Below are 18,734 nucleotides of genomic sequence, written 5' to 3' on the forward strand. Positions count from 1 at the left end.
CCATATCCGGTGAGGAGTTATTTTAATTTGGTAACAAAAAATGCCGTATTTATGCGGGCTGTGGCGTTTCGCAAACGCCTAATAACAAGGATACAAAAGGGAGGAGATCGCCAGTGGAAAAAGAAATATTAAAATTTGACACGATGGGTATCCAGAAGTGTCAGAGAAACAGATATCCATTATTGTTTATTGATAGGGTAGAAGAAGCTGTTCCGATGGAACGTGCACATGCAATCAAGAATTTTTCGTATAACGAGTGGTTTTTTCCGGCTCATTTTGATGATGAACCAAATGTTCCGGGATTTGTTCAGGTAGAGGCTCTGGCACAGACCTTTCTAATGACATTCCTATGTGTAGAAGAATATCAGGGAATGAAGACAGCGTTTGTTAATATTGATAAGACAAAATTTAAGAGAAAGATTGTACCGGGGGATCGTCTGGATATTTATGCGACGTTGGATTCCTTTAACAGAGGAGTGGCGAAGGGTCATGTGGAAAGTTTTGTAGATGGAGAAGCAGCATGCTCGGCAAAGCTGGTGGTTGCAATTCCTGATGTACTAAATAGATATAAACCAAGATAAAGGACTATAAGAATGACAGATAAAGAATTAGAAGTGTTTGCTTTAGCAATACGAAAGAGAATTATAAAAATGGCATATGAGTGTAACTGCAATGCTCATTTAGGTGGTGCATTGTCTATGGTGGATATACTTGCTGTTTTGTATGGGGATGTCTTACGCAATGCAGGTGGTTCTTATGACGAACGTGACAAGTTTATTCTTAGTAAGGGACATGGAGCACTGGCTTTATTTGCAACATTGGGAGAAAAGGGGATGATTTGTGAGGAACGTTTACATACGTATCTGGCAGATGGCAGTAACTTATGTGCCCATCCGGTAATGGAACCGGAAATAGGAATCGAATCTTCCAACGGAAGTCTTGGACAGGGGATTTCCATGGCAGTTGGTATGGCACTTTCTTCTAAGCGTAAGCAAAGAACAGATCAGATTTTTACGATTGTTGGAAATGGAGAAAGTGATGAAGGATTGGTGTGGGAAGCCATTGCATCCGCATCACAGTTTCAGTTAGATAATTTAACGGTGATTCTGGATGATAATAAGTTTCAGAACGATGGCGCAAGTGAACAGATTCTGTATTACCCGAATTATAAGGAACGTTTTGCGGCATTTGGCTTTGATGTGATAGAGATAAATGGAAATCATATTCCAGAGATTGTACAGGCTCTGCATACGCCGCACATCGAGGATAAGCCAAGAGCAATCGTAGCAAATACAGTTAAGGGATGCGGAATCTCTTTTATGGAAAACGACAATAGCTGGCATCATAATCGTTTGACACAAAAGTATTACGAACAGGCAATGAAAGAATTGGAAGAATAAGTATATGGAGATAAAAAAATCAGAAATCAAAAGATGGGCAACGATGGGATCAAGAGCTGCCTTCGGAATGGGAATTTTAAAATTATATGAAGAAGAACCGGATTTCTTTGTAATGTCAGCAGATCTCGGAAGTTCATCCGGACTTGCCAGATTCTATACAAAGTACCCGGAAGCATTTGTGAATGTTGGAATTGCAGAACAGAATCTGATTGGTGTTGCGTCTGGTCTGGCAAAAGATGGAACACCGGTATTTGCGACCTCTTTTGCTCCGTTTATTTCGATGAGAGCCAGTGAACAGATCCGAATGAATATGGGATATATGCACTTAAATGTGAAGGCGGTTGGAATTGGAAGCGGACTGGCGATGAATACGCTTGGATCTTCGCATTTTGGATTAGAGGATATAGCAGTAATGCGTACGATACCGGGAATGACAATCCTTTGTCCATCGGATGGGTTACAGATTGTGAAATGTATTGAGGCAGCCAGGCGGTATAATGGTCCTGTTTATATCCGCTTATCCGGTGGATCGGATATCATTTATGGGGAAGATTTCCACTATGAGATCGGAAAATCTATTATACTTCAACAAGGGGAAAAAGTGGCACTGGCAGCAACAGGATCTATTGTTTCACAGACATTACAGGCAGCAGAAATTCTGAAAGATCATGGAATTGACTGCACAGTGATGGATATGCATACGGTAAAGCCTCTGGATACTGAGAGGTTAGATGCGTTGAAAGAATATGAACTTGTTGTTACCGTAGAGGAGCATACTGTCATTGGTGGATTAGGAAGTGCAGTGGCAGAATATTATGCATGCAGTGCACAAAGACCTAGACAGCTTATTATAGGAATCGAAGATTTTTATCCTCATCCGGGAAGTTATGGATATCTGTTAGAGGAATGTGGACTGACACCGGGAAAAATTGCAGAAAGAGTAATGAATGTATATGCTGAGAGATAAAAATATTGTTATTACGGGCAGTAGTCGTGGAATTGGAGCTGCCATTTTAAAAGAATGTGCAGCAAATGGTGCAAATGTGTTCGCATGTATGCGTACATGTAGTGATGAGAAGGAAGCTGAACTGCGGAACATAGCAAAGGAATATAATGTCAGTATTTATCCGATTTGCTTTGATCTGAGTGATGAAAAACAGATTAAAGAGGCAGCTTCCCAGATTTTAAAGTATAAAGTTCCGATTTACGGGATTGTAAACAATGCCGGAATGGTAGGTGCTAAAAATCTGTTTTTGATGACATCAATGGAAGAAATCCGCAAGACATTTGAAGTGAATTTCTTTGGACCGGTATTTTTTACGCAACGCCTTTTAAAGAATATGATCAAAAATAAAGCAGGATCTATTGTCAGCATCAGTTCAGCAGCAGCACTTGATGGAGATCCGGCCCAGTTTGAGTATGTTTCCAGTAAGGCAGCAATTCTTGGAGCAACAAGAAAATGGGCGAATGAATTAGGGATTTATGGTATCCGGGCAAATGCGGTTGCGCCAGGTGTGACTAAGACAGATATGGTCGCTGAAATGAAAACAGAATTACAGGAAGCAACCATCCGTAATACAGCAATGGGACGGATGGGAACACCAGAAGAGGTAGCAAAACAGGTTACATTCCTATTATCTGATCAAAGCAGTTACATGACTGGTCAGACAATTCGTGTAGATGGCGGCCTGCACCCATAAGGAGGACAGATGGAATTAAAAGATAACAAAAGGGTTCTTCAAAAAATGAGGGCGTTTGACAAATATATCAGTAAAAATGGAAATGTCGGTACTGCACCAAGAGGAATCTTACTCAATTACAGTAATGCTTGTAATTTTAAATGCCAGCAGTGTTTCACACAGTCTCCGAGCAGACCGGTATGTGGGACACTTACCTTAGATGATATCAGAAAGCTGGCAGATGAGGCAGATGAACTGGGAATGTATGAAGTCCTGATTGAGGGGGGAGAACCACTGGTCTGTAAAGACCTATATGATATTATTCGAATTTTTGGCGCAGACCGGTTTTATATTGAGATGACTTCGAATGGCTATCTTCTTACGAAGGCGGTTGCACAAAGATTAAAAGCGGCAGGTATGTCCAGGGTGTCAATCAGTCTGGACAGTACAAAAGCCGAGATCCATGACAGATACCGAGGTGTCAAGGGGGCTTATGAGCATGCGATACAGGCATTAGAAAATGCAAAAAATGCAGGTATGCAGGCATCGGTTAATTTTTTGGTGGGGCATTATAATATTCATTCCGGTGAGATAGAAGAAATAGCGGAATTCTGTCAGAAAAATGATTATCATTTTTCGATTGTACCGGCAACACCGACCGGAAACTGGAAAGCTAAGTTTGATGTTATGCTGACTCCGGAAGATACGGCTTATCTGGAAAAATTAAGAACAATATATAAGCACTTCTGGAGGGACATCTGGCCGCCATTACCAAATAAGAAAGTAAAGGTGAGCGGCTGTATAGCGGTAAATCGGCCATACATTAATCCATATGGAGATGTCCTGCCATGTTCCTACTTACATATGAAGCTTGGAAACATTAAGGAAAAGCCATTAAAGGAGATTATGGAATATGGATTCTCATATCCATGCTTTGGAAATCCGCACGAATGCTGTTATGCTGGAGAAGATCCGGAGTTTATGGAGAAGTATTGCATGAACGATATGTCCATACTAGATCCAATTGATATTGAAAAAGTTTTAGAAAAGAACGACAAATAGAAAAGGAGAAGAAAGAGATGACTAATTTAGAAAAGTATGTAAATGCATTTGTAGAGGGACTTGGAGTAGAGGAAGATGTTGTGAATTCAAAACTGGAATATCAGTCTGTTCCGGAATGGGATTCCGTTGGTCATATGGGACTGATTTCAGAGTTAGAGGACGCATTTGATATTGAGATGGAAACAGACGATATTGTAGATTTTAATTCTTACAATACAGGAATCAAGATCCTCAAGAAGTACAATGTAGAGATCTAATAATTAAGAATCATACGAAAGGTGAAGATAAATGAAAAAACTAACACCTCCTATTAGAAAAGATCGAAAGCCATTGCAGGATTTGCTTCCACTAAAGCAGCCGCTTCGTGTGAATATAGATCCATGTGATATATGTAACTTTAAATGTGATTTTTGCTTTCAATGCAAAGATACTGGATTTAAAGGCAGCATTATGACTACGGATATGTTTGAACGTGTAGTAGACCAGTTAAAAGAATTTGCAGAACCAATCAATGTGGTGCATCTGTATGCTCTTGGCGAACCGTTTATCAATAAAAATATGCCATTATTCATTCGGAGATTAAAGGAGGAGGGCGTTGCAAAGGAAGTAAAAACAACGACAAATGGAAGCCTGTTATCACCGGAGATGATCGATGGAATTTTAGAAGCTGGTCTAGATGAAATATCTATTTCTTTAAATGGGTTAAAGGATGAAGATTTTAAACGAATTGCTGCTGCGAATGTAAAGTTTGATCAGATGTATGATAATCTGAAGTACCTTTATGAACGAAGAGGCAGTTGTCATGTTCATATCAAAATAATTGGAGATTATTTTAGTAAAGAGGAGCAGAAGTATTTCATAGAAAAGATAGGCGAGCATGCAGATACGATCAATATTGATGGACTGACAAATCATTGGTCTGGTCTGGAAATGACACAGGGGGGCAGACAGTATAATACAATGGAAGAAACAGATCAGTGTACAATTTGTGCCCTATGTTTTTATGAACTGACGATACACAGTAATGGTACTGTGAGCCCATGTTCTGTGGATTGGCAGATCCAGAATGAGACATTAGGTTCAATTATGGATATGACATTGAAACAGATATGGAACTCGAAAAAGAGAAATGACATGTTGGTCAGTTTTTTAGAAGGAACAATAAATCCTTATAAAGCATGCAGGGAGTGTGAATATCCTAATTCGGGTGCAAGCGTGAATTTGGATCCGTATCGGGAGGAATTGCGGAAGAAGTATGTATGAGAAAGAGATTGAGCAGCAAAAACGGAATATTGTTGAGATGGTGCATGCAAACAGGATAGAAGCACATTTATCACCGGCAATGGCAATGATGGAAATATTTAATGTTCTATTACGGGATATAATGAATATTGAAAATGGCATTGATGATGAGCGCAGTGACAGGCTGGTGCTAAGTAATGGTCATATAGCACTTGGCTTATATGCCGTATATGAGAGTATCGGAATTCTTTCAAAAGAAGAGTTCTATACGTTTGGAAAGCGGGATACCAGAATTGCAATACATCCCGATCGCCATCATACACCGGGGATGGTAATTTCGACCGGATCATTAGGACATGGACTGGCAAATGCTGTTGGGCTGGCATATGCATGGAAAATAAAAGGAAAAGAAAACAGGATCTTTGTAACAGTAGGCGATGGGGAATTGAATGAGGGCAGTATCTGGGAGAGCATGATTTTTGCAGCAAGGATGAAGCTGGATAATATCTGTTGCATTATAGATGATAATAAGTCTACAGAATATATGCCGGATATTTCTGGAAAATTTCACTCATTTGGCTGGGATGTCGTAGAGGTAAATGGACATGATGAAGAAGGTCTTCGCAAAGCACTATCACAAAGAACAGAAGAAAAACCATATGCTGTTTTAGCAGATACGATTAAGGGACATGGTATTTCTTTGTTTGAAAGAGAACCGGATATTTGGCATTTTAAGGGTATTTCAGATGAAGAATATGCAATGATATTAGAGGATCTATAAGAATGAACTTAATGATTTCACAATTTTATCAGACATCAAAAGCTGTTTTGGAAATGGATGACAGAGCAGTTGTATTGATGGCTGCGTCTGGAGCATTTCTTTTTCCAGACCTAAAAAGGAAATATCCACAGAAGTTTGTAGAGGCAGTGGATGTTGGCATTATGGAACAGTCTATGGTTAGTATTGCGGCTGGAATGTCAATTGCAGGAATGATACCGATTATATATGGGCAGTCTCCGTTTATTATTGAAAGAGCATATGAACAGATTAAAGTGGATTTTGGTTATCAGCAGCTTGGAGGAAATTTTGTTGGCTTTGGTGCTAGTACAGAAAATGCAATTTACGGAGCTACACATTGCTGCCCGGCTGATCTTGCAGTATTAGGTATGATCCCGGGAATGGAAATTGTTGTCCCGGGGCGGCCGGATGAATATCATACCTTATTTCTAGAGGCGTATGCAGACAATCACCCGACTTATTACAGGATTACTCGTTATTGTAACTCGTATAATAAACCGGTAATGTTTGGTAAGGCTAATATAGTGAAAAAGGGATGCAAAGCAACTGTGCTGGCGGTAGGTCCAATGCTTGAACTTGCAATGCAGGCGTTTAAAGACGAAGATGTAACAATCCTTTATTATACGACCATTGTTCCCTTTGATGAGAAGACTTTGCAGGCAAATCTTGTGAATGATAGATTGCTGGTAATGGAACCAGCATATCAGGGTGGAATGTTGCCACAGATTGCAAAGGCTTTACATGGAAACATGATGAAAATGGATTTGGTAGGCTATCCATTAGAATTTATTACAAATCATGGTTATGTAGCAGATAATGCATCAAGATATGGGTTGACAGTAGAACAGGTAAAAAGCAGATATCAGGAACTGATAAAGTAGGTGAGACAATGCGAATTGCGGTTACAGGTGGTAGTGGATTTATAGGACAGTATTTTATACGGGATTATGGAAGTGCATATGAGTGTGTTGTACCTGTGAGGGATACTAGTAAGATGCTCAAAAAAGCGGGGAATATAACCTATCTGAAAAGCGATTATTCGTTTCATAGTCTGATGCAGATTTTTTCTGGATGTGAGGCTGTCATTCATCTGGCTGGTCAGAAAAATTTATCAACGCAGACACAATGTATGGAAAATATACAGTTCAGCAGTAATGTATTTGAAGCCTGTAAAGAACTTCAAATAGGCAATATTATTAATGTGTCTTCCCGGGCTGTCTGGGGGAATGAAAGGTTTTCTGCAGGAGAGAGTATAAATGAAGTCGAAACCCCAAAACCGGATAATATGTACGGATTGAGTAAATTGTGTGTTGAAACATTAGCAGATTATTATAATCGCACCTATGGCATGCATATAAAGTCATATCGAATGGGAGAGGTATGTGGATTAGACCTTAAAAAGGGCATGACACATATATTTTGGAAAAACCTATTGGAATTATCAGTAGCTAATCAACCGATTCCAATCTATGGAACGGGTGCAGGTGGACGAGATCTTATTTATATCAAAGATGTAATTAGGGCTCTGGATGTGGGATTAAAAGCAAAGGATGTGTCAGGAATTTTTCATATTGGAAGAGGTGCTGTTTTAACAAATCTTGAAATTGCGCAGGAATTCTGTAGAATTTTTTTGAATCAGGCAGGAATCTGTCTACAGACAGAAAAGGATGATGGAGGAACGAAGTGGCATCTGGATGTGCAAAAAGCAAAGCAGATTTTAGATTATGAAACAAGATACGATTTGAAATCTATGGTGGAAGATATAAAAGTAGAATATTTGAAGTTTGTCGGTCAGGAAAAGGAAATATAATATGGGGAAAAAAAGGATTATAATATTTGGAACGGGATCTATTAGTAAGTATCTAACAGAACACCTAAAAAGTGATGTGGAGATTATTGCATATCTGACTTCGGATGGAGCAGATGATATAAATGGTAAAACAGTCTTGCCATTGAATCAGTTACGGACGATAGAGTATGACTATATTGTTATAGCATTTGGAAATACACCCAAAGGAATCGAGGTTCTGAAAGCGGAAAATGTGCCACCGGAGAAAATAGTAGGTTATGCATATAGTGGATCGGATTATGAAACGAATCTTTTGCAGAAGGAATGCGATCGTCTTGTTCATGAGTGTTTATCGGATGAAAGAATACCAGAATTATTTGATCTGCCGCAGAAGAGATACTATGTGTGTGGGATGAATATTCAGGAAAATCAGAATGTTATATCCAGAGATTATGTAAGAGAGCAGACCTTGTCTCTTTTAGCAGAGGAGATCGTACGAAAGAAAGTGCCGGGGAATGTGGCAGAGATCGGTGTATCACAAGGTATTCTGGCAAGAAAGATGAATATCTTGTTTCCGGACAGAACCTTATATCTGTTTGATACATACAATGGTCTGCCGGAAGAGGATAAAGCAAGAGCAGTCAGTCAGGGATGGGGAGAAAAACTCTATGCGCTCGGAGAGAGAGGAACGCCTGTTGAAAAAGTGTTAGAGATCATGCCCTACCGGGACAGATGTGTGATAAAGCAGGGAAAATTTCCGGATACATTTGATTTACAGGGAGAATTGGCACTGGTCAGTCTGGATCTGGATTTTTATGAATCTACAAAAAGAGGACTTGAAGTTCTATATCCACATTTAAGTGAAGGGGGATATATTATGGTACATGATTATAATAACCTTGCGTTTACAGAAACAAAAAATGCAGTTACAGAATTTTGTGATGAGCATCATGTTGCATGTGTACCAATTCCAGATGTGGCAGGAACGGTAGTATTAGTAAAGTAGTCAGAAGAGGGAGAATAGATTTTGATTGTTTATGTGAAGGAATGTCAATATGTTTCATTAAAAGACATAGTGACGTGGATAAAAAACGGAATTGCAGTTCAACCATTTAAGTCAAAAGCGGATGTGAGGGAAAATGATGTAGTAATCATGTCAAATCGGGATGAAGATACGGATATTAGGTTAACGATGAACAATGTATTGATCTACGAGGACTTTTTTGAAAAAGTATCAAGTAGTATTATACAGGAATTTTGTTATAATCATGATTATTATTATTTAAAGAATGCTCTTTCACGCGCGAAGGAATCGGATATAACGACACTTATCTCAGGGGCATCTTATGGAGTTTTGGGAATAGATCCATCATATATTGAGAATACGGTAAATCTATCCTCTATTTCACAAGATTTGTATTATTCTTCAAGCTTGGTCAAGGGAGCGTGTGCGACGAACCTGAATATAAAAAATATAGTGTTTTGTGTTGGATATTATTATTTTTTTACAGATCTTTCAAGAACACAGAATCAGGATGAAATTTTAAGGATATCAAAAGTGTACAAGCCATTACTTCATGACGAGCATCATTGTATATTACTTCCACCATGTAATAAAATGCTTTATGAGAGCAATATATTTGATATTGAAAAAGTTTTTGACCTATATACCTGGGGAGAATATACAAAAGGATTTTTTAATCAGAACAGACAAAGAAAAGATTTTGCTGCAAAAGAATGGGATGATAAATCAAAAAGTTGGTCGGAGTTGAGTTCCAGGGAGAAAATAGAGGCCGGTAAAAGGCGTGCAGAATTACATAACCGGAGTATAAAAAGAGAATCCAGCTTTTTCGAAAATGTAACTATTTTACAAGATTTTCTGGATTTTTGTTCAAAAAGAGAAATAAATGTCTTATTTGTTATAACACCGGTTACATCCTATTACTTAGACTATCTGGATCCCGATTTTAAGTCTGAATTTTACAGGGTACTTAATGAAGTAAATGGAATTGTTCATCTTTTGGATCTGTCAGATAATAAAGAGTTTGTAGATGCGGATTTTAATGATACAGATCATTTGAATGATAGAGGAGCTAAGAAACTGACTTTAAATATTGTACAGGCATTAGCGGAAATGTAAGGGGGGATAAAATGCTGCAAAGAGCATGTCCGGTATGTAATGGAACAAAACAGACCGTAATTCAGAACATAAAAATGAACGTACCGGAGGATTATCATCTTCCGGTGCAATATGATGTCGTAGCGTGTGCAGACTGTGGAATGGTCTATGCGGATACGGCAGCATCTATGGAAGATTATGACTGGTATTATACACATTGCAACTTCTACGGTGATGACAGCAAGGATGACAACAGCGAACGCTATGACTGGATGGAAGAGCTGTTAGAGAAGTATCTGACGAAGGATTCGGTGATGTTAGAATTAGGAGCCGGCAACGGAAGATATGCCATAGCGTTAAAACGAAATGGATATGCTAGGATCACTGCCACCGATCCATCCGGGGAAATCGTTGAGCGGTTACAGAAGGCAGGTGTGAATGCCTATGTGACGAATATTTATGCTGATCCTGCATCGGACGAACAGGGAAAATATGATGCAGTATTCTTATTTGAGGTAGCAGAGCATCTGCTTCTTCCGCAAAGAGGAATTGCGAATATCGCAGCGTTACTGCGGATGGGTGGATATTTTATGCTAAGTGTTCCCGATTATTCGCTGATTGCGGAAGATACCTGCAATATTCCGAATTACTTTAATCTGGAGCATATCAATTATTTTTCCGAGGATTCCCTAGACACCCTGATGGCGCAGTATCAGTTAAAGCGTGTAGATCAAAAGAGGCTGGGAGCAGATCTGATACAGGTCTATAAGAAGACGACGGAAGAACTCATGCGGAAGAGGGATGAGAAAACAGAGGCAGCAGTTAGACAGTATCTGAGCCGGCAGCAGGAACGTCAGGCACAGATTGAAGCGAAGGTCGGACAGTTACAGAAGCAGGAGAAGGAGTTATTCATTTTGGGAACCGGTTCTTATGTGATGAGCCTTCTTGCGACTACGGCATTAGGCGATTGTAAGATCCTTGGATTTGTCGATAACAACCGGATCAAGCAGGGGCGTGAGATGTATGGACGTCTGATCTATGCACCGGAGTATTTATTGGACAAGCATGGTACGGTAGTGATCTGTTCGATGCTCTATAGTACGCAGATCAAAAAGCAGTTAGAGGATATGCATACCGAAAACGAGATTGTAATTTTATAGGGAGGATTTATATGGATACGAATAGAAAAGCAATAGAAAAGTTACTGACAGAAGAAAAGAGAGAGCTTTCGAATAAGCACTTATGGATCTGGGGTGCCGGTGATACGGCCGTTTTATACCAGCAGGGACTATCGAGAATTGAAGAGGAAGGATTCGTAATTGAAGGATATGTGGATTCAGATCCGAAAAAACAGGGAAATACGATTGGAACAAAACAGATTTGTGATCCGGAAGCATTATACAATATAGAAGATGTATGTGTTCTTATCTGCAGTATCCGTGAAGAAGTTTTGCATAGTGTAAAAGCAGAACTGGATAAAAGGAAGATTGAAAACTATTACCTGGATGAGGTGATTTTAAAGAATCATGCAAATGAGGTTTTAGCCTGCTATGATGCACTCGGGGATGAAAAGTCAAGAGAAGTATATGCAGGGATTATACAGTGGCGTGTTACAGGATGCAGGACACGCTATCCACTTAACATGACAGAGGATTACTTTGTATTAGATTCTTTTAAACGCAGTAATAAAGATGAGATATTTGTCGATTGTGGAGCTTATGTCGGAGATACGATTGAAAGTTATTGTGAAGTGAAAGGTAACAATTTTAAAAAGATTATTGCATTTGAAGCAGACCGGATTAATTACCAGAAGTTAGAGAAGAACATTGCACGGCTGAATCATGAATATGGATTATCAGATTCCCAGATTGTTATACATAATTGTGCAGTTGCGGATAAAATGGGAAAAATTGTTTTTTCCAGATATGAGAACAATGATGGAATTGGCTCTAAGATTACCAATTATGAAGCTGAAGGAGACTGTGATGTTATCTGCCTGGATGAATATCTGAAAGAACCATATACCTTTTTGAAAGCAGATATTGAAAGCTTTGAATATCGTATGTTACAGGGAGCTAAAAAGAGTATTCAGGCAAACAGACCACTGTTAGCTATTTGTATTTATCATAGTTCGATTGATCTTTATAGTGTACCATTACTGGTAAAAGAAATTGTACCGGATTATAAGTTTGCCGTCAGACATCATGCGACTGATCTTTCCGGAACTGTATTGTATGCATGGAGAGAAGTTTAGAAATTGGGCAGATATATAGAAACGAGATTGTGATTCTATAGGGGGTGGATACCATATGAAGAAAATGCAATTACTGGATTGTACGCTGCGTGACGGAGCATATATCGTAGATGCGAAGTTCGGAGTGCCGGCGATCAAGGGAATGATCAAGAAGTTACAGGATGCCGGAGTGGATATTATCGAGTGTGGATGGCTGAAGAATGCACCACATGAGGAAGGCACTTCCTTTTACCATGTGCCGGAGGATCTGGAACAATATCTGTTAAAGAGAAGAACGCATACGACCTATGTTGCAATGATCGACTGGGACAGATATGACCTGTCCTATCTGCCGCAGTGTGATGGAAAGTCCTTAGATGCGATCCGGGTTGTTTTCCCACATGGAAAGCATAAGGAAGGAATTACGGTAGGAAAAGAAATTGCAAAAAAGGGATATCAGGTCTATTTTCAGGCAGCAAATACACTTGCCTATTCTGAGGAAGATTTGATCGATCTTGCAAGAGAGATGAATCAGGTACATCCGGTTGCAGTATCGGTGGTTGACACCTTTGGTGCAATGTATCAGGAAGATTTAGAGCGGATCGTACAAGTCTTAGACTGTGAGCTGGATGCTGGGATCAAGCTGGGATTTCATTCTCATAATAACCAGCAGCTTTCCTTTGCATTGACGATGCATTTTGTCGAACTGTTGAAGGCTTCTAAAAGAGGCTGTATTGTGGATTCTAGTCTGTGCGGCATGGGACGTGGTGCAGGAAATGCAACGACAGAGTTGGTCGCAAATTACTTAAACCGTAAGCAGCATGGTGATTATGATATGAATCAGATTATGGATGCGATCGACATGTATATGCAGTATTTTCAGGAAAACTATACATGGGGGTATTCGACACCGTATTTTATTGCAGGAATGTATTGCTGTCATGTAAATAATATTGCTTATTTATTGAAAAATCATAGAACGAATGCGCTTGATATGCGCAATATCATTGAATCCCTGTCACCGGAAGAACGGCGGAAATATGATTATGATCTGCTGGAGGAAAAATATCTCGAGAATCAGAACCGGATTGTGGATGATGATGCGGTAATGGAACAGTTAGAGCATGCACTGGCAAATCGGGAAGTAGTTCTCATTGCACCAGGAAAAACCAGCAGTACAGACTGGAAGCAGATTACAGAATATATTCAGAGAACCAATGCCATTGTAATAGGAATCAATGCAATTAATCCAAATTATACTTTTGACTATTTGTATCTGATGAATACCGTTCGCTATAATTATGCGAAAGAAGTATATCCAAAACAGTTTGGCGAAGTACAGAAGATTTTGTTATCCAATATCAAGACGAGCCCGGAAGAAAAAGAAATGATTGTCAATTTTAACCGTGTGATTAAGCGCGGATGGGAGCATTTTGATAATGCGGTAATCAATGCGCTTCGGCTGCTGGACAAGCTTCATGTACAGAAAGTTTCTCTGGCTGGTTTTGATGGATTCAAACACAAGTATAATGAAAGTTATGCAGATGCGGCATTGCCGACGCTCAACCCGGATAATAAATGGGATGAATTAAACGAGGAAATCAATGATATGTTCCAGAATTTTAAGGCTTCTTCCAATATGAAGATTGCTTTTTTGACGGAAAGTATATTTGATCATGGAGAACAGACAATATGAAAGTAATCATCTTAGCAGGAGGTCTTCCAAGTACCCTCATCGAAGAGGACGAAAAGATGCCAAAACCGATGGCAGAGATTGGCGGTCGGCCGATGCTCTGGCACATTATGAAACAGTATGCGCATTATGGATACAATGATTTTATCATTTGCACCGGATACAAAGGAGAAGTGATTAAGGATTACTTCATGAACTTTTATATCTACCAGTCTGACATCACAGTGGATTTACAGACCAATGAAGTGGAAATACATAGAAAACAGACAGAAGACTGGAAGGTTTCGATTGTGGATACCGGACTGCAGTCCTCGGTGATGGAGCGTCTAATCATGGTGCGTGAACTGGCAGGAGATGAGCCGGTTCTGGTGGCTTACGGAGATTGTCTGTCAGACATTGACATACAGGAAATGGTAGAAAGTCATCGCAGGCAGCAGTCGCTTGCTACAGTGGCAATTGCACATCCGACCGGCCGAAATGAGATTCTTGCGCTTAATGAGCAGGGCTGTTATACTGGCACAAAGCAGGGAAAAAAGCAGAAACATTCCTGGGTAAATGCCTGCAGTATGGTATTGGAAGCACGCGCATTTGATTATCTTAAGGAAAATCAGGAGAATCATTTTGCATTGTCGCTTATGGATTGTCTGGCAGCACATGAGCCGGTTCAGACGTATCGCCACGAAGGCTTCTGGTCACCAGTTGAGACAATTCGTGACAAGACATTGATGGAAAACTTATGGGCACAGCATAAAGCACCGTGGAAGGTGTGGGAAGATTAAGCTTCATCAGGGAAGATGGAGACAGAGAGAACCATGGAGGGTAAACAAATGAAGTGGTTGGAATATTACAAAGGAAAAACGGTACTGGTGACGGGCCACACCGGTTTTAAGGGAAGCTGGCTATGTGTGATGCTGGAGATGGCAGGCGCAAAAGTGGTTGGCTATGCGCTGCCACCGGAAAAAGATGCCGTATTATTTGATTGTTCCGGTGCGGCAGAGCGGATGGTTTCTGTAGAGGGAGACATTCGTGACCGGGCACACTTGCAGGAAGTTTTTCACACGTATCAGCCGCAGGTCGTATTTCATCTGGCGGCACAGCCGATTGTGCGGACAAGCTACGAGCAGCCGGTATATACATATGAGACCAATGTCATGGGGACAGTAAATCTGCTGGAATGCGTGCGAAACACCCCAGGGGTACAGTCCGTTTTAAATGTCACTACAGATAAAGTATACGAAAATAAAGAATGGGAGTGGGGGTATCGTGAGAATGATCCGCTGGATGGTTTTGATCCCTATTCCAACAGCAAGTCCTGTTCCGAGCTGGTGACGCACAGTTATAGAAAATCATTTCTGGATGAAAAAGGAATTGCGGTTTCGACGGCAAGAGCAGGAAATGTGATCGGCGGCGGAGATTTTTCGCGTGACCGCATTATTCCAGACTGTGTGAGATCTGCATTGCAGGGAGAAGAAATTATCATCCGGAATCCATACTCGATCCGGCCATTTCAACATGTGCTGGAACCGTTGGCAGCATATATGCAGATTGCGGCGGCACAGGCAATAGAGCACGAAAAAGCAGGATATTACAATGTGGGACCGGAAGAGTCTGACTGTGTCACAGTAGGCACGCTGGCGAGTTTATTCTGCAAGGCATGGGGCGATGGTCTGAAATGGAAAAATGTCTGTGAAGATGGACCACACGAGGCAAAATTTCTGAAACTGGACTGCTCACATATCAAGTATGCATTGGACTGGAAACCGTGTTGGGATATCCGCACGGCAATCGAAAAAACCGTGGAATGGACGCGGGTATATGCAGCGCATGGGGATATCCGCGCATGCATGGAGACACAGATCAACGAATTTTTAGAGATGACCAGTGAAAAAGGGCAGATGTGATATGAAAGTAGTGATTTTAGCAGGGGGCAAGGGCACCCGCATCAGCGAAGAATCCCGGCTGCGTCCAAAGCCGATGGTTGAGATTGGCGGAAAACCGATTTTGTGGCATATTATGCGGCAGTATGCCTCTTATGGATTTAACGAGTTTATCATATGCTGTGGGTACAAAGGGCATATGATCAAGGAATACTTTGTCAATTATTATCAGAATAACAGCCAGTTGGAAATTCGCCTGAAGGATCAGCAGGTGCAGGTCTTAAAAAAGAACAGCGAGCCATGGAAAGTGACCATGGTGGATACCGGATTGGAAACACTTACCGCAGGGCGTATTTTAAAGGTGCGCGATTACATCGGCGGGGAACCGTTTCTTCTGACTTATGGCGATGGGGTGTCAGATGTAAACATCCGGGAGCTTATCGCATTTCACAAAAAGCAGGGAAAGACGGTGACGATTTCTACAACACAGCCGGAAGGGCGTTTCGGAGCATTGCGTCTGGACGATACCGGCAGTCAGGTGCTCGGTTTTAAAGAAAAGGCACGTGCGGATCAGGCGTGGGTGAATATCGGATTCATGGTGATGGAGCCGTCAGTGTATCCGTATCTGGGCGATGGAAGTACCATGTTAGAGACGTTGCCGTTTGAACGGCTTGCCGCAGATGGGCAGATGGCGGCATATAAGCATATGGGCTTCTGGTCTCCGATGGATAACATTCATGACCGGGAATATTTACAGAAGCTTTGGGACAGTGGAAACGCACCATGGAAGGTGTAACTGCCACGAACGGAAAGGAAAAAGTGATGTTTGAACATAAAACAGAGGAAGAAGCACGGAAAGAGATTCTTTCCATGGTAGAAGGATATTATCGGGCGTTTCATGCGAAAAAAGAAGACTTTAGGGAAGGAGACCGCATTTCGTATGCTGCCCGGGTATACGATCAGGATGAGATGTGTAATCTTGTGGACAGTGCGTTGGAATTCTGGTTGACTTCCGGCAGATATACAGAACAGTTTGAAAAGGAACTTGCAGATTATATTGGTGTGCGTTTTTGTTCGCTTGTTAATTCCGGTTCTTCGGCAAATCTGCTGGCGTTTATGGCGCTGACTTCTCCACTTTTGGGAGAGCGGCGTGTGAAGCGTGGGGATGAAATCATCACGGTTGCGGCAGGTTTTCCGACCACGGTTACTCCATATCTGCAATATGGTGCAGTTCCGGTTTTTTTGGATCTGACGATTCCACAGTATAATCTGGATGTAAGCCAGTTGGAAGAGGCGTTGAGTGAGAAGACAAAGGCAGTTATGATTGCACATACGCTTGGAAATCCGTTTGACCTGAAAGCAATCCGTTCGTTCTGCGATGCGCATGGACTCTGGCTGATTGAGGACAACTGCGATGCCCTCGGAAGTGAGTATTGCATGGATGGAGTGTGGAGGAAGACGGGAAGCATCGGTGATATCGGTACGTCGAGTTTTTATCCGCCACATCACATGACGATGGGCGAAGGCGGTGCAGTTTATACCGACAACCCTTTGTTGCATAAGATTATCCGTTCCCTGCGCGACTGGGGGCGGGACTGTATGTGTCCGTCCGGAAAGGACAATCTGTGTGGTCATCGTTTCGATAAGCAGTATGGGGAACTTCCACTGGGATATGATCACAAGTATGTATACTCTCATTTTGGCTATAATTTAAAGGCAACGGATTTGCAGGCAGCGATTGGGTGTGCACAGCTTAAGAAACTGCCACAGTTTGTAGAGCGTCGGCGGGAAAATTTTGAGCGGCTGAAAGCGCAGTTATCAGCCGTACAGGACCGGCTGATTCTGCCGGAAGCCTGTCCAAATTCAAAACCGTCGTGGTTTGGTTTTCTCATTACCTGCCGTGAGGGTGTGGATAAAAATCATGTGGTACAGTATTTGGAATCTCATGGTGTACAGACGCGCATGCTGTTTTCCGGTAATCTGATCAAACAGCCTTGTTTTGATGAGATGCGTAAAAGTCATGAAGGCTATCGTGTGGTCGGGGATCTGCATGTGACGGATCATATTATGGAGAACAGTTTCTGGATCGGGGTGTATCCGGGGATGACGGATGCAAAGTTAGATTATATGGCGAAGGTTTTATGTGAGGCAGTGTGGGGGCAAAAAATATGAAACCACAAATCATTCTCACCGGCTCCGGCGGCTGCATGCGTGAACTCGCATGGCAGATGCCGGACTGGCAGATTTCAGGATATGTAGATGTAACTCCACCGGAGCATCCCATTAAAGTAGGAGACCGAATCATTCCTTATCTAGGAAAGGATGACTTCTTGTTGCAACAGACAAAAGATATTAACGTTGCAATTGCAGTGGGAGATCCCGCGCTTCGACAAAAGATTGCACAGAAATTACAAACGAATCCCCACATTCATTTCCCGAACCTCATTCTCCACGGAGCAGAGGTCTGTTCGGATGTAAAACTGGGACAGGGCTGTATCATCAGCATGGATGCAAGAGTATCCACCAATGTCCGGATGGGAGATTTTGTATTTTTAAATATCGGAGCAATGGTTTGCCATGATGGCAGATTGGGCGATTATGTCACGCTGGCACCGGATGTGAAGCTGGCAGGTGCGGTACACATCGGAAGCCACTGTGACATTGGTCTTGGCACAAAGGTGATTCAGGGAAGTACGATTGCGGATCATGTGCGTACCGGTGCGGGAGCCGTTGTTGTGCGGGATGTGGAGGAAGCAGGTACGGTTGTTGGTGTGCCGGCGCGAAAGATAAAATAAACATCGACTTTTCAATGAGCTATGGATAGGTTATAATATTCATAGC

General features: G+C 41.5%; 20 protein-coding genes. All 20 read left to right on the forward strand.

The window, feature by feature from the left end; translation table 11 throughout:
* The first annotated feature begins 113 nt into the window (after window positions 1–113).
* The 20 genes from fabZ to M72_RS06310 all read left to right on the forward strand — a co-directional run bounded on the left by fabZ (window position 114) and on the right by M72_RS06310 (window position 18,688).
* Window positions 114–581, forward strand: coding sequence for a 3-hydroxyacyl-ACP dehydratase FabZ (gene fabZ / locus M72_RS06215; protein WP_206541811.1), 468 nt, complete (start codon window positions 114–116; stop codon window positions 579–581).
* Window positions 582–593: 12 nt separating this feature from the next.
* The gene (locus M72_RS06220) at window positions 594–1,400 is read left to right on the forward strand and encodes a transketolase (RefSeq protein WP_055067592.1); all 807 of its coding nucleotides are present in this window, start codon (window positions 594–596) and stop codon (window positions 1,398–1,400) included.
* 4 nt (window positions 1,401–1,404) lie between these two features.
* Entirely contained in the window at window positions 1,405–2,367 is a 963-nt protein-coding gene (locus tag M72_RS06225) for a transketolase family protein (protein ID WP_055067593.1), read from the forward strand.
* Window positions 2,354–3,100 carry an SDR family NAD(P)-dependent oxidoreductase gene (locus M72_RS06230; RefSeq protein WP_055067632.1) on the forward strand — a complete coding sequence of 249 codons (747 nt, stop codon included), beginning with the start codon at window positions 2,354–2,356 and terminating at the stop codon, window positions 3,098–3,100. Before M72_RS06225 ends, M72_RS06230 begins: the two co-directional genes overlap by 14 nt.
* A gap of 9 nt (window positions 3,101–3,109) precedes the next feature.
* On the forward strand, window positions 3,110–4,141 hold the full coding sequence (locus M72_RS06235; RefSeq protein ID WP_055067594.1) for a radical SAM protein: 1,032 nt from the start codon (window positions 3,110–3,112) through the stop codon (window positions 4,139–4,141).
* Between the two features lie 17 nt (window positions 4,142–4,158).
* Complete coding sequence (locus M72_RS06240) at window positions 4,159–4,398, forward strand: acyl carrier protein (RefSeq protein ID WP_055067595.1); 240 nt, start codon at window positions 4,159–4,161, stop codon at window positions 4,396–4,398.
* Window positions 4,399–4,429: 31 nt separating this feature from the next.
* Window positions 4,430–5,404 carry a radical SAM/SPASM domain-containing protein gene (locus M72_RS06245; RefSeq protein WP_082413812.1) on the forward strand — a complete coding sequence of 325 codons (975 nt, stop codon included), beginning with the start codon at window positions 4,430–4,432 and terminating at the stop codon, window positions 5,402–5,404.
* The gene (locus M72_RS06250) at window positions 5,397–6,164 is read left to right on the forward strand and encodes a transketolase (RefSeq protein WP_055067597.1); all 768 of its coding nucleotides are present in this window, start codon (window positions 5,397–5,399) and stop codon (window positions 6,162–6,164) included. The genes M72_RS06245 and M72_RS06250 overlap by 8 nt, the downstream gene beginning before the upstream one ends.
* Before the next feature lie 2 nt (window positions 6,165–6,166).
* Window positions 6,167–7,063, forward strand: coding sequence for a transketolase C-terminal domain-containing protein (locus tag M72_RS06255; protein WP_055067598.1), 897 nt, complete (start codon window positions 6,167–6,169; stop codon window positions 7,061–7,063).
* Between the two features lie 8 nt (window positions 7,064–7,071).
* Window positions 7,072–7,992, forward strand: coding sequence for an NAD-dependent epimerase/dehydratase family protein (locus M72_RS06260; RefSeq protein WP_082413813.1), 921 nt, complete (start codon window positions 7,072–7,074; stop codon window positions 7,990–7,992).
* A gap of 76 nt (window positions 7,993–8,068) precedes the next feature.
* Window positions 8,069–8,977 (forward strand): TylF/MycF/NovP-related O-methyltransferase, encoded by a 909-nt coding sequence (locus M72_RS06265; protein WP_206541812.1) that lies wholly within the window; start codon window positions 8,069–8,071, stop codon window positions 8,975–8,977.
* 21 nt (window positions 8,978–8,998) lie between these two features.
* Window positions 8,999–10,111 (forward strand): D-alanyl-lipoteichoic acid biosynthesis protein DltD, encoded by a 1,113-nt coding sequence (locus M72_RS06270; RefSeq protein ID WP_055067601.1) that lies wholly within the window; start codon window positions 8,999–9,001, stop codon window positions 10,109–10,111.
* An 11-nt stretch (window positions 10,112–10,122) separates the two neighbouring features.
* Window positions 10,123–11,250, forward strand: coding sequence for a class I SAM-dependent methyltransferase (locus M72_RS06275; RefSeq protein ID WP_055067602.1), 1,128 nt, complete (start codon window positions 10,123–10,125; stop codon window positions 11,248–11,250).
* Between the two features lie 11 nt (window positions 11,251–11,261).
* Window positions 11,262–12,344, forward strand: coding sequence for an FkbM family methyltransferase (locus M72_RS06280; protein ID WP_055067603.1), 1,083 nt, complete (start codon window positions 11,262–11,264; stop codon window positions 12,342–12,344).
* Window positions 12,345–12,399: 55 nt separating this feature from the next.
* Window positions 12,400–14,019 (forward strand): aldolase catalytic domain-containing protein, encoded by a 1,620-nt coding sequence (locus M72_RS06285; RefSeq protein ID WP_055067604.1) that lies wholly within the window; start codon window positions 12,400–12,402, stop codon window positions 14,017–14,019.
* Window positions 14,016–14,795, forward strand: coding sequence for a sugar phosphate nucleotidyltransferase (locus M72_RS06290; RefSeq protein WP_055067605.1), 780 nt, complete (start codon window positions 14,016–14,018; stop codon window positions 14,793–14,795). The genes M72_RS06285 and M72_RS06290 overlap by 4 nt, the downstream gene beginning before the upstream one ends.
* Window positions 14,796–14,843: 48 nt before the next feature.
* Entirely contained in the window at window positions 14,844–15,917 is a 1,074-nt protein-coding gene (gene rfbG / locus M72_RS06295; protein WP_176694769.1) for a CDP-glucose 4,6-dehydratase, read from the forward strand.
* Between the two features lies 1 nt (window position 15,918).
* On the forward strand, window positions 15,919–16,689 hold the full coding sequence (gene rfbF / locus M72_RS06300) for a glucose-1-phosphate cytidylyltransferase (RefSeq protein ID WP_055067607.1): 771 nt from the start codon (window positions 15,919–15,921) through the stop codon (window positions 16,687–16,689).
* A gap of 23 nt (window positions 16,690–16,712) precedes the next feature.
* Window positions 16,713–18,065 (forward strand): lipopolysaccharide biosynthesis protein RfbH, encoded by a 1,353-nt coding sequence (rfbH, locus tag M72_RS06305; protein ID WP_334291987.1) that lies wholly within the window; start codon window positions 16,713–16,715, stop codon window positions 18,063–18,065.
* Window positions 18,062–18,688, forward strand: a complete 627-nt coding sequence (locus M72_RS06310) for a NeuD/PglB/VioB family sugar acetyltransferase (RefSeq protein ID WP_055067608.1) — start codon at window positions 18,062–18,064, stop codon at window positions 18,686–18,688. The genes rfbH and M72_RS06310 overlap by 4 nt, the downstream gene beginning before the upstream one ends.
* Window positions 18,689–18,734 lie beyond the last annotated feature (46 nt).

Source organism: Roseburia faecis, assembly GCF_001406815.1.
Lineage (GTDB): Bacteria > Bacillota > Clostridia > Lachnospirales > Lachnospiraceae > Roseburia > Roseburia faecis.